Raw genomic sequence first — 11,524 nt, 5'->3', positions numbered from 1 at the left:
CCACGGAGCGCGCGCATGACGGCCATTCCCTTGTGGCTGGCGAACCGGGCAGTGCACGCGGGTACGCCACTGGCGCTGCGCGATGTCTGGACCGGCGAGACGATCGTCGAGGTCGCGCAGGCCGGCCCCGACGAGATCGAACGGGCGATCACTGCAGCCCACGCCGCACGGCCGGCGATGGCCGCCCTGCCCGGCTGGCGCCGACGCGACGCCTTGGACCACCTGCGTCAGCGCATCGCGGAGAACGCCGAGGCCTTGGCCCAGACGATCCGCGCTGAGGGCGGCAAGCCGATCACCGCCGCGCGCGCTGAAGTGGCGCGGGCGCAGGCGACGCTTCGCGAGGCCGCCGCGGAGGCAGGCCGGCTCGATGGCCAGACCCTCGATCTCGACCGCGATGCCGCCACCCGCGGCTGGCGCGGCCTCACGCGGCGCGTGCCGGCCGGCGTGGCCAGCCTCGTCACGCCCTTCAACTTCCCGCTCAATCTCGTGGTGCAAAAGCTGGCCCCGGCCCTCGCCGCCGGCTGTCCTGTGCTTCTCAAGCCCGCACCGGCCACACCGCTGTCGGCGCTCGCGCTCGGCGAGTGGCTGGCGGAATGCGATTTGCCCGAAGGCGCGTTCTCGATCCTGCCCTGCACCAACGCACACGCCGCGCCGCTCGTCGAGGACGAACGCATCGCCGTGCTCAGCTTCACCGGGGGACTGATCGGCTGGGAGCTGAAGGCCCGCGCCGGCAAGAAGCGCGTGGTGCTGGAGCTCGGTGGCAACGCGGCCTGCATCGTCGATGCCGACCCCGGCGCCCCCCTCGACCACGTGGCGGCGCGCATCGTCGCCGGGGCCTGCGGGCAGGCCGGGCAGAGCTGCATCAGCGTGCAGCGCCTGATCGTGCACCGCGAGGTGTGGCCCGCCTTGCGCGACAAGCTCGTCGACGCCTTGCGCGCCCTACCCCAAGGCGATCCCCGCGATCCGCGTACCATCGTCGGCCCGATGATCAGCGCCGCTGCCGCGCATCGTCTCGACTCATCCATCACCAGCGCCATGGCCTTGGGAGCGACAGCCCTCGTGCGCGGCACGCGCGACGAGGCACACCCCGCCTTCCTCGGCCCGACGCTGCTGGAAAACGTTCCCCGCGACCATCCGCTCTATCGCGACGAAGCCTTCGGACCGGTGCTGATGGTGGAGGCCGCGAAGGACTTCGCGCAGGCCATCGAACGCGCCAACGACAGCCGCTTCGGCCTGCAGTGCGGCGTGTTCACCGCGCGCATGGACCACGCGATGCGCGCGTGGGACGCGCTCGACGTCGGCGGCGTGGTGATCGGCGACGTGCCCACCGTGCGCGTCGACCGCATGCCCTACGGCGGGGTCAAGGACAGCGGCCTGGGCCGCGAAGGGCCGGCATGGGCCATCGATGACTTCAGCGAGCTGCGCCTGATGGTGTGGACGGGCGACCCGGCGCGCTGAACGCCCGCGGCTGAGGCGCTCAGCCGCCAGCCCGGCACGCCGCCCGGCGGTCCGGATCACGGATGAACCCGCACTGCGATTCCCCGCCGCCGGTGCGCGCGCGGCAGTGGGCACGCAGGTCATCGTCGCGGATGAAGCCGCACTGGCTCGATTCACCATCCGTGGTGGCGCGGCAGAACGCGCGCTGGTCGGCATCGCGGATGAAGCCGCACTGGCTCTGGCCGCCGCCGGTCTCCGCGCGGCACCGGGCACGGAGATCGGCATCGCCGATGAAGCCGCACTGGGATTCGCTGCCTTCCTGCTTGGCTCGGCAGTAGGCCCGCTGGTCGGCATCGCGGATGAAGCCGCACTCGCTGCCCTCGCCGCCCGCCTCGGCACGGCAGGCCGCGCGGCGATCCGGGTCCTTGATGAAGCCGCATTCCGACGACCGGGCGTCGAGCCCGGACGCGGCGATGAGGACGAAACAGAGCGGCAGTAGGGCGAGACGGAAGCGCATGCGGCGAGCCTGCGCCGGAGCGTGGGTGGCTTCAACCCCATTTCGCCAGCTGGGGCGTTGAAGCCTTCACCCACCCCGGAGCCCCGCCATGTCGACCCGTCCCGCCCGTCTCGTCCCCACCCTGCTCGCCACCGCCGTGCTGCTGGCCTTGGCAGGCTGCCAATCCTCGAGCGACGTCGCCGGCAGCGCACCTCCGCCGCCCGAGGAACCGGCCGTCCCGCAAGAGCGCAGCCGCGAACAGGAGTCCCGCCGGCTCGAATCGGTGGTCGTCACCGGCACCCGAGTACGCAGCGCCGAGGCGGGCGCCGTTGCCGACATCGCCTACGCGCCCGCCCCGCCCCCCGCACCGCCTGCGCCTTCGGCCCCGCTGGCCTTCGCCGCGCCGTCCGTGGCCGCACCGCCCGCGGGTTTCGCCGCGCTTCCCGAGCCCAACGCCGAGCGTTGTGCCGATGTGCCGCCGAACCCGGTGCAGCGCGTTGCCGAGCAGCCGGTGTCCACCTTCAGCATCGACGTCGATACCGGAAGCTACAGCAACCTGCGGCGGATGATCGGCTGGGGCCAGCGTCCGCCCGCCGACGCAGTGCGCGTCGAGGAACTGCTCAACTATTTCGACTACGCCGACGAAGCACCCGCCTCGCGCGCGCAACCCTTCGCCGTGCGCACCGAACTCGCCCCCGCGCCGTGGAATGCCCGTCGCCTGCTGTTGCGTGTCGCATTGAAGGCCTACGAGGTTCCCGCCTCCCAGCTGCCGCCGAGCAATCTCGTCTTCCTCGTCGACACCAGCGGCTCGATGCAGGAGGCGGACAAGCTGCCGCTGGTGAAGCAGGCCCTGCGCGAACTGGTGCTGCAGATGCGCCCGCAGGACCGCATCGCTCTCGTGGTCTACGCCGGCAGCGCCGGGCTCGTTCTGCCGCCGACCTCGGGTGCCGAACGCGGCACCATCCTTGAAGCCTTGGATCGCCTCGAAGCCGGCGGTTCCACCAACGGCGGCGCCGGCATCGAACTCGCCTACCGCATCGCCCGGGAGGCGAAGATCGACGGCGGCGTGAACCGCATCGTCCTGGCCACCGACGGCGACTTCAATGTCGGCACCACCGACCAGTCGACGCTCGAGGCCTTCGTCGCCGAGCAGCGCAAGCACGGCATCGCCCTCTCGACGCTCGGCTTCGGCCAAGGCAACTACAACGACGCGATGGCCGAACAGCTCGCGAACATCGGCGATGGCAACCACGCCTACATCGACAGCCCACGCGAGGCGCGCAAGGTGCTGCGCGACGAGATGGCCGGCACGCTGCTCACCGTGGCGAAGGACGTGAAGATCCAGGTCGAGTTCAATCCGGCGCAGGTCGCCGAGAACCGCCTCGTCGGCTACGAGAACCGCCAACTGAAGCGCGAGGACTTCGCCAACGACGCCGTCGATGCCGGCGAAATCGGCGCAGGCCACGACGTGACCGCCCTGTACGAGATCGCGCTGGTGGGCAGTGGCGGCGAATGGAACGCGCCGCTGAAGTACGCGGCCGGAGCACGCACGCCTGCCACCGGTACCGCGGGCGAGCTGGCCACCGTGCGCCTGCGCTACAAGGCGCCGGAAGGCGGCGCGAGCCGACTGATGGAGCGGCCGGTCCGCCGCGCCGACATCGCCACCATTGCATCGCCCGCTCTGCAGTGGGCCGCCGCGGTGACGGCCTACGGCGAGCGCCTGCGCGGTGGTGAAGCACTGGGCGGTGCGGGTTGGACGGAGGTGGCTCGCTGGGTCGATGCCGCCTTCGCTGCCGCGCCCGAAGCGCGCGATGCCGCCAGCCGCGACGAACTGCGTCGGATGGTGCGTCAGGCCGCGGCTCTCGATGGCGAGACGCTGCCCGAGGGCGAACCGCCCGCTCTGGCGGTGTCCGAATGACGCGAATTCGCCTACGCTCCCGCGCATGGATGCCGAGCGCAGCGACGAAGCCTTGATGCTGGCCTATGCGGCCGGCGAGGCCGAGGCCTTCGAGCCGCTGTACGCGCGCCACCGCGGCCCGCTGTTCCGATTCATCCTCCGCCAGGTGCGCGTGCAGGCCGCGGCGGAGGAGCTCTTCCAGGACGTTTGGCAGAAGGTGGTCACCGCGCGCGACCGCTACCGGCCGGAGGCGCAGTTCAGCACCTGGCTCTACCAGATCGCGACGAACCGGCTGACGGACCATTGGCGCGCGGCGACGCACCGCGCAATGGCCAGCGAGGACGACATGGCGCGGCTGGAGCGCGAGGCCGATCCGGAAACGCCCGAGCACACGCTCTCCGTCTTCGAGGAGCGCCGCCGCCTGCAGCGCGCGCTCGAATCGCTGCCGCCCGACCAGCGCGAAGTCGTGGTGCTGCGGCTGGAGCAGGAGCTCTCGCTGGAGGCGATCGGCGAGATCACCGGCGCCGGCCGCGAGACCGTGAAGTCGCGGCTGCGCTATGCGATGGACAAACTGAGAGCCCGCCTTGGCGGCCAGCGTGATGGCCCCGAAGCGCAAGCCGCGACAGGATCGAACCGATGAGCACCGACCGCCACGACCCGCTGGACGCCGACGAGCGCGAGCTCGCGCGCGTGCTGCGCGCCCTGCCGGCCGGCGAACCGCCGTCGGCCCTCGATGCGCGGATCCTCGCGATGGCCCGCGATGCCGTGGTCACCACGCCCTTGCAGAAGGACGAGGCGCAGCCGCGCGCGCGTCGCGCACCGCGCATCGCCTGGGGCTTCGGCGTGGCCGCGAGCTGCGTGTTCGCCGCCGGCCTCGTGTGGCGCATGGGCGGTTTCGGCACCGAATCCTTCGACCTCGTCGGCACCGAACTGCGCGAGGACGTGGCGCCGAGCGCGGCGAATGCCGAGGCCGACGTGCAGCCCGCCGCGCCGCTGCCGCCCGCACCGGAAGAGCACATCAGCGTCGAGATCGGCGTGCCGGCGACGCCAGCGCGTGCGCTCGCCCCCCCGCCGCCGCCACCGCCTCCTCCACCGATGGAAGCGCCCACCCCGCAAGCGGCTGTGGCCAGCGCGCCCGCCGCGCCGCCACCGGCACCTGCTGCACCTCCGGCGCCACCCGCGCCAGCGGCACCGGCCGCCGCCGCACCGGAAGCCGTCGCCGAACCCCGGGCCGAAGCCGAGCGTGCCCGCGAGCAGGCGACGATGCGCATGGCGCCCGAACCCGCCGCCCTCGAGAGCATCAGCGTGTTCGGCTCGCGCGTGCGTGATGTGCAGGCCGCCACCGTGGTGACGGAAGACAGCAGTGCGGGTCCGCAGACGTGGATCCAGCGCATCCGCGAGCGCATCGATCGCGGCGACACCTTAGGCGCGCGACAGAGCCTCGAAGGCTTCATGGAACGCTATCCGCGCAAACCGCTGCCGCAGGACCTGATCGATTTCGGGAAGACCGCAGGCGTGGACGGCCTTTCCCGCGACGACGGGTGAGCGCGCCCCGCGAAACGCTGGCCGCTCCGGCCGAGGCGATGCTCGAGGTGAAGAAGAGCCGGCACCTCGCCCGCGCCGAGCCCGTCGATTCCCCGCAGGCCGCCCTCGCATTCATCGAACGCGTTTCCGTCCCTGACGCCACGCACAACTGCTGGGCCTACCGCATCGGCGCCGCCTACCGCTTCAGCGATGACGGCGAGCCCTCCGGAACCGCGGGGAAGCCCATCCTCGCCGCCATCGACGGGCAAGGGCTCGATGGCGTCGCGGTCGTCGTGACGCGCTGGTTCGGCGGCATCAAGCTCGGGGCCGGCGGGCTCGTTCGCGCCTACGGCGGCGCGGCGGCCGAGGCCCTTCGCACCGCTGCCCGGCGGCCGATCGTCCACTGGGAACCGCTCGTCGTGCAGGTCGGATTCGGCCACGTGCAGGCCCTGCATGCCGCGCTGGCGGCCTTCGGCGCCGTGAAGGGCGAGGAGCGCTTCGACGCCGAGGGCCTGCGGGTCGCGTGCGATCTGCCCGCCGATGCCGTCGAGGCCTTCGAGGAGCGCCTGCGCGACGCCACCCGCGGGCTGTCGCGGATCTTCCGCGAACGCTGAGCCCCCACCCGGGGCAATGCGACAATGGCGGCATGAGCGATCCCGCACCGTCCCCCACGCCCAAGCCCAGCCCGCGCCAGAGCGTCAATTCGCTGCGCGGCCTGCTGCCCTTCCTGTCGCCGCACAAGCGCCTGCTCGCGGCGTGGCTCGGTGCGCTTGCCCTGTCGTCGGCGGCCACGCTGTCGCTGCCCGTCGCCGTGAAGCACATGATCGACCAGGGCTTCAGCGCAGGCGGCGACATTGACCGCTGGTTCCTGCTGATGTTCGGCGTGGCGGTGCTGCTCGCTCTCGCGACGGCGTTGCGCTTCTACTTCGTGTCGATCCTCGGCGAGCGCGTCGTGGTCGACCTGCGCGCCAAGCTTTACGGGCACTTCCTCTCGCTCGACCAGGCGTTCTACGACCGCTCGCGTTCGGCCGAACTGGTGTCGCGCCTCTCCGCCGACACCGAGCTGCTGCGCAGCGTCGTCGGCTCGAGCATGTCGGTCGCGCTGCGCAGCGTCGTCACCGTGCTGGGCAGCTTGGCGATGCTGGTCGTCACCAGCCCGAAACTGGCGGGACTCGCGGTGGTCGGCATCCCACTGGCGGTGCTGCCGATCGCTCTGGGCGGCCGGCGCGTGCGCAAGGCCAGCGAAACCTCGCAGAACCGCGTGGCCGAAGCCAATACCCGCGCCGGCGAGACCCTCGGCGCGATGCATACGGTGCAGAGCTACGCCCGCGAAGCCTACGAGCGACAGCGCTTCGGCGATGCGCTGCACGCGACGCTCGACGCGGCGGCGAAGCGCGTGCGCCTGCAGGCCCTGCTGACCGCCACGGCGATCGTGCTGTTCTTCGGCGCCATCGTGCTGGTGCTGTGGAGCGGTGCGCAGGCCGTCATCGCTGGCAGCATGAGCGCCGGCACGCTCGGCCAGTTCATGCTCTACGCGCTGATCGGCGCCGGCTCGGTCGGTGCCCTCACCGAGGTCTGGGCCGAAGTGCAGCGCGCGGGCGGCGGCATGCAGCGCATCGCCGACCTGCTCGCCGAGGAGTCGAAGATCACCGCGCCGGCCGTCCCGGCTTCCTTGCCGGTGCCCGTGCGCGGCGCGATCCGTTTCGAGGGCGTGCGTTTCCACTACCCCACGCGTCCCGACGACGCCGCGCTCGACGGTCTCGACCTCGAAGTGCGCCCCGGCGAAACCGTCGCCCTCGTCGGCCCCTCGGGCGCCGGCAAGAGCACCGTGCTGCAGCTGCTGCTGCGTTTCCACGACCCGCAGCAGGGACGCATCACGCTGGACGGCATCGACCTGCGCGCCCTCGACCCGCAGGCGCTGCGCGGCAGCATCGCCCTGGTACCGCAGGACCCGATGATCTTCGCCGCGAGTGCGGCCGAGAACATCCGTTACGGCCGTCTCGACGCCACCGACGAGGACATCGCGCACGCCGCGCGCCTTGCCGAGGCCGACGACTTCATCCGTGCGCTGCCACAGGGCTACGAGAGTGAACTGGGAGAGCGCGGCGCACGCATTTCGGGCGGCCAGCAGCAGCGCGTCGCCATCGCCCGCGCCCTGCTGAAGGACGCGCCGGTGCTGCTGCTCGACGAGGCCACCTCCGCACTCGACGCGCAGAGCGAGCACATGATCCAGCAGGCGCTGGAGCGCCTCATGGCCGGGCGCACGACCCTCGTCATCGCCCATCGCCTGGCCACCGTGCTGAAGGCGGATCGCATCGTGGTGATGGACGGCGGCCGCATCGTCGACATCGGCACGCACGCCGAGCTCCAAGCCAAGGGGGGGCTGTACGCCGAACTGGCGCGGCTCCAGTTCGGGCATGGGCCGTCGCCCGCTGCCCCGGCTTCGACTACGCTTGGCCCACTTCCTTGACGGTGGCCCCGATGTTCGACGCCTCCCTGTCCGACGCTGATCGACTGGCCCGCGCCCTCGGCGCGATGGCCGCCCTCGCCGAACTCCGCGGCCGCCCCGCCGACGTACTGCCGCGCCTGCTGGCCGAACTGAAGGACGCCTGCGGCGCCGACGGCCTGGCCTTCGAGCGGCGCGAGGGCGACGAACTCGTGCATGCCGCCACCGTCGGCAGTTTCGCCACCCTCGTCGGTTCACGCGGTAGCGTGACCGGCAGCTTGGGCGGCTCGGCCCTGCTCAGCCGCAACGTGGCCCTGGCCCCGGACACGATGACCGACCCGCGCGTCGATCGCAGCCTGTGCCTGCGCACCGAATCGGCGGCGCTCGTCGCCGTTCCCGTCGATGTCTCCGGCACCCCGGCCGGCGTGCTGATGGCCGGCTGGCGCACCGCGCACGGCTACTCGGACGCCGCAGTGAACCTGCTGCGGATCGGCGCGGGCATCATCGCCGCGAGTGTCGCGCGCACGCTGCTCGCCGATCGCCCCGAAGACCCGGAGCGCCTGCTCGCCGGCGCGTTCTCGCAGACCAGCCACCGCGAAGCCGGCGAGCGTCGCCATGGCGACCTCGACGTGCTCACCGGCCTGCTCAAGCTGGAACCCTTCCAGACGGCGCTGAGCACCAGCGCCGCGCACTGGTCGCCCAGCCAGAACAGCGCCGTGCTGTTCATCGACCTCGACCGCTTCCACCGCATCAACGAGGCGCATGGCCACGCGGTGGGCGACACCGTGCTGCAGCGCGTGGCCGACGTGCTTCGACGCTGCACCCGCGGCCACGACATCGTGGCGCGCCTCGGCGATGACGACTTCGCGGTCCTGCTCAACCGCCTATCCAGTCCCGAGCTGCAGGCGGCGGTTGCTGCCGAGCGCATCATCGATGCCGTGCTGGCCGACAACCTCACCAACGAAACGATGCCGCGAATCGAGTTGTGCATCGGCGCGGCGCTCATCGACCGCGCCGGCTTGAATGCCGATCGCGTGATGCGCGACGCCGAGCACGCGCTGCATGCCGAAAAAACCGATCGCCGCTGAGCGCGGCTGCCCCACGGTCAGGGCGGGTTCTCGGGACCGCACCCACCGGCAAGGGCCAGTGCCTCGAGCAGACCCGCGGGCAGCGCGTATCGACCCAGCCAACCGTGCTGCGTGCCGGTGAGCACGCGCAGCATCTGGCCGCGTCCACCGGGCAGGCGTCCCATCGGGACGAAGAGCGCGTCACGAAGCGCGGCGATCGTGTCCTGCTCACCTTGGAAGACCGGCGTCAGCCAGCGGCTCCAGAACTGGTAGATCGCGACATGCCGGCGGCGCTCCTGCGCGAAGTCGCGGAGCACCGAGTCGAGCGTCCTCGCGTCAAGGGCAGCGCCATCGGGCATCGTCCGCAACGCATCGCGCAGCGCGAGGGCGTCGAGCAGGGCCATGTTCACGCCCTGCCCCAACTGCGGGCTCATCGCGTGGGCCGAATCGCCACAGAACACGAGGCGGCCTTGGTGCCACGGGCCGCGCATCACCACGTCGCGATACGTGGCACGGGCCAGTGCCCCGGCCTCGGTGATGCCGGCCACCAGATCAGCGGCCTCCGGCCAAAGCGCAGCGAGCTCCGCCTTCCACGCATCCAAGCCCGCGCGCTCCCAGGCCTCGAACGCATCGCGGGGCAGGCTCCAGAAGAAGCTCAACATCGGCTGCGTGTCGCCGGGCCGCGTGCCCACCGGCAGCACGCCAACCATCTTGCGCGCCTGTCGGTAGCGCTGTCGCAATTCGTTCGGGTGCGCCCAGCCGAGGTCCTCGCACAGGCACCACAGCGCGCCCCACGGGTACACGGCGTCCATCGAAGCCACGCCCGCCGTCGCCTGCCGCAGTGCGGAATGCGCACCGTCCGCAGCGATGACTAAATCGAAGGGGCCGTGGCGCTGGCCACGGGCATCGACCAGCGTACCGTCGTCCTCGGCGCGCTCGATCCGCGTCCCGGTGGTGATGCGGTCGTGGTCCGGCCACGCGGCACGCAGGGCTTCGAACAGCGCGCCGCGCTGCAGACCCCAGCCGAACAGTCGGGCGTCGAGCCCGGCGTAACGCATGTCCATCACGGCGCGATGGCCGCCGCCATGCGGCGTGTCGCCGAACAGCCGATCGATGCGCCGGCCATGCGCCATCACCGCCTCGAGCAAACCCATTTGCCAGAGCGCACCCAGCCCGGTGGGTTGCAGCAGGAAGCCCGCGCCGACCGGTCGCGGGGCCTCGGCCTGTTCGAACACCTGCAAGCGATGACCGTCGCGCGCGAGCAGCACCGCCAGCGCCTGGCCGGCGGTGCCGTAGCCGACGATGGCGATGTCGAGAGGCCTCATGCGCGTCGAGGGCCGCGATCGAGGCTCAGGCCTTCAAGGCCCGCAGCAATCCGGGCAGCGGCTCCGTGGCCGCGGCCATGTTCGCCAACACGTCCTCGAGGGTGATTACCTCGTCGGTCGGCGCACGACCCGCGGCCCAGTTCGCGACGATGGCGAGGCAGGCGTAGTCGAGCCCGAGTTCGCGCGCGAGCGCGGCTTCCGGCATGCCCGTCATCCCGACGAGGTCGCAGCCGTCGCGGCGCAGGCGTTCGATCTCCGCCTTGGTTTCGAGGCGCGGGCCCTGCGTGGCGCCGTAGCAACCGCCATCGACCACCGGCACACCGGCGGCCTTTGCGGCCTCTACGAGAGCCCGGCGCAGCGCCGGCGTGTACGGGTCGCCGAAGTCGACGTGCAGGGCCTCGCCCTCGCCGTCCCACAGGCTCACCGTGCGGCCGTGCGTGTAGTCGATGATCTGGTCGGGCACGCCGATGACGCGCGGGCCCCATGCTTCGGTGATGCCGCCGACCGAGTTCACGGCAACGACGCGGGTCGCACCGATGGATTTCAATGCCCACAGGTTGGCGCGGTAGTTGATGCGGTGCGGCGGCATCGCATGGCCTTCGCCGTGGCGGGCCATGAAGGCGATGCGGTGCGGGCCGAAGCCACCCACGCGCACCGGCGCTGACGGCGTGCCGTAGGGCGTGTCGACGGTGTGCGTCTCGACGCCTTCGAGTTCCGCCAGCTTGTACAGGCCCGTGCCGCCGATCACGGCGAAGTCGATCGCACGGCTCATGCCTTCGGCTCCCACGCGTAGATGGCGGGCAGGTTGCGCCCCTGTTCGTAGAAGTCCATGCCGTAGCCGTAGACGTAGAAATCCGGCACCTCGAGGCCGATGTGCTCGGCCTTCGCATCCGGCGCGCAGCGGTCGTGGACCTTGCGGCAAAGCACAGCCACGCGCACCTCGGCGGCGCCCTGGTCGCGGCACCACTGGGTGATGCCGACCAGCGTGTTGCCCTCGTCGAGGATGTCGTCGACGACCAGCACACGGCGCCCCTTGAGCGGCGTCTGCGGGCGGTGTAGCCACACCAGCGTTTCGCCGGTGGTCTTGCCGCGGTAGCGCGTGGCGTGCAGGTAGTCGAACTCGAAATCGAGGCCGGCCTCCAGCGCGAGGCCGGTGGCGAACAGCATCCCGCCGTTCATCACGGTCAGGAACAGCGGCGGCTCGGCGACATCGGCGTACACCGTGCGGAGCTCGGCGGCGACGCGGGCGATGGCGGCGTCGATGGCCGCGCGGTCGTGGATCACGCGCGAATCGCGCAGGGCGTCGGCCAGCAGGGGGCGGGTCATTCGGAG

General features: G+C 71.7%; 11 protein-coding genes. 7 read left to right on the top strand and 4 right to left on the bottom strand.

Translation table 11 applies throughout. The features are described from left to right. Positions 1 to 15: 15 nt before the first annotated feature. The gene (locus tag O9280_RS10720; protein WP_298342211.1) at positions 16 to 1,458 is read left to right on the top strand and encodes an aldehyde dehydrogenase family protein; all 1,443 of its coding nucleotides are present in this window, start codon (positions 16 to 18) and stop codon (positions 1,456 to 1,458) included. A 19-nt stretch (positions 1,459 to 1,477) separates the two neighbouring features. Here the strand turns inward: O9280_RS10720 and O9280_RS10715 are convergent, their stop codons facing one another. Beyond that, positions 1,478 to 1,954, bottom strand: coding sequence for a hypothetical protein (locus tag O9280_RS10715; protein ID WP_298342208.1), 477 nt, complete (start codon positions 1,952 to 1,954; stop codon positions 1,478 to 1,480). A gap of 88 nt (positions 1,955 to 2,042) precedes the next feature. Between O9280_RS10715 and O9280_RS10710 the strand changes: the two genes are divergently transcribed. Genes O9280_RS10710 through O9280_RS10685 form a run of 6 tightly spaced genes read left to right on the top strand, consistent with a single transcriptional unit; the run spans position 2,043 to position 8,888 of the window. Beyond that, complete coding sequence (locus tag O9280_RS10710; RefSeq protein ID WP_298342206.1) at positions 2,043 to 3,851, top strand: VWA domain-containing protein; 1,809 nt, start codon at positions 2,043 to 2,045, stop codon at positions 3,849 to 3,851. Between the two features lie 25 nt (positions 3,852 to 3,876). Further along, complete coding sequence (locus O9280_RS10705) at positions 3,877 to 4,470, top strand: RNA polymerase sigma factor (protein ID WP_298342204.1); 594 nt, start codon at positions 3,877 to 3,879, stop codon at positions 4,468 to 4,470. Continuing rightward, the gene (locus tag O9280_RS10700; protein WP_298342201.1) at positions 4,467 to 5,375 is read left to right on the top strand and encodes a hypothetical protein; all 909 of its coding nucleotides are present in this window, start codon (positions 4,467 to 4,469) and stop codon (positions 5,373 to 5,375) included. The genes O9280_RS10705 and O9280_RS10700 overlap by 4 nt, the downstream gene beginning before the upstream one ends. 38 nt (positions 5,376 to 5,413) lie before the next feature. Further along, positions 5,414 to 5,968 (top strand): YigZ family protein, encoded by a 555-nt coding sequence (locus tag O9280_RS10695; RefSeq protein WP_298342494.1) that lies wholly within the window; start codon positions 5,414 to 5,416, stop codon positions 5,966 to 5,968. 32 nt (positions 5,969 to 6,000) lie between these two features. Further along, entirely contained in the window at positions 6,001 to 7,824 is a 1,824-nt protein-coding gene (locus O9280_RS10690; protein WP_298342198.1) for an ABC transporter transmembrane domain-containing protein, read from the top strand. Between the two features lie 11 nt (positions 7,825 to 7,835). After that, positions 7,836 to 8,888 carry a sensor domain-containing diguanylate cyclase gene (locus O9280_RS10685; RefSeq protein WP_298342195.1) on the top strand — a complete coding sequence of 351 codons (1,053 nt, stop codon included), beginning with the start codon at positions 7,836 to 7,838 and terminating at the stop codon, positions 8,886 to 8,888. Between the two features lie 17 nt (positions 8,889 to 8,905). On the opposite strand, the gene O9280_RS10680 is transcribed toward O9280_RS10685, so the two are convergent. Genes O9280_RS10680 through O9280_RS10670 form a run of 3 tightly spaced genes read right to left on the bottom strand, consistent with a single transcriptional unit; the run spans position 8,906 to position 11,518 of the window. Next, positions 8,906 to 10,192, bottom strand: coding sequence for an NAD(P)/FAD-dependent oxidoreductase (locus O9280_RS10680; RefSeq protein ID WP_298342192.1), 1,287 nt, complete (start codon positions 10,190 to 10,192; stop codon positions 8,906 to 8,908). Between the two features lie 25 nt (positions 10,193 to 10,217). Continuing rightward, complete coding sequence (locus O9280_RS10675; RefSeq protein WP_298342190.1) at positions 10,218 to 10,964, bottom strand: S-methyl-5'-thioinosine phosphorylase; 747 nt, start codon at positions 10,962 to 10,964, stop codon at positions 10,218 to 10,220. Then, the gene (locus tag O9280_RS10670; protein WP_298342188.1) at positions 10,961 to 11,518 is read right to left on the bottom strand and encodes a hypoxanthine-guanine phosphoribosyltransferase; all 558 of its coding nucleotides are present in this window, start codon (positions 11,516 to 11,518) and stop codon (positions 10,961 to 10,963) included. The genes O9280_RS10675 and O9280_RS10670 overlap by 4 nt, the downstream gene beginning before the upstream one ends. Positions 11,519 to 11,524: the final 6 nt, after the last annotated feature.

Origin of the sequence: Silanimonas sp., assembly GCF_027531545.1 — a bacterium.
Lineage (GTDB): Bacteria > Pseudomonadota > Gammaproteobacteria > Xanthomonadales > Xanthomonadaceae > Silanimonas.
This window is presented reverse-complemented; position numbering and strand designations above follow the sequence as displayed.